Here is a 219-nt window from a genome sequence, read left to right as displayed (position 1 = left end):
CGGATGGCGAGCTGACGCGTCGATGGCACCCGGTCGCCGGGGCGCAGTTCGCCGTCGGTGATGCGGCGGCGCAGGTCGGCGACGATGCGCTGGTACGGCGGCTCGGTCACCACATCCCCCACTTACCCTGTCCTAGCACAGACAGCCTAACAGCGACCCTCTGTACTAGCATAGAAATGCAGGTCAGCGGCTTGTTTACGCATCCGCGTACGCCGTACA

The 219-nt window shown here is 64.8% G+C and carries 1 protein-coding gene; it reads right to left on the bottom strand.

What is annotated here, in order from left to right; translation table 11 throughout:
• On the bottom strand, positions 1-110 hold a 110-nt coding region (locus ACSNOB_RS32190), incomplete at its 3' end, for a GntR family transcriptional regulator (RefSeq protein ID WP_436691240.1).
• Positions 111-219: the final 109 nt, after the last annotated feature.

This window comes from Micromonospora sp. URMC 106 (assembly GCF_051386395.1).
Taxonomy (GTDB): Bacteria; Actinomycetota; Actinomycetes; order Mycobacteriales; family Micromonosporaceae; genus Micromonospora.
The sequence above is the reverse complement of the archived record's forward strand: the minus strand, read 5'-3'. Positions and strand labels throughout refer to the sequence as shown.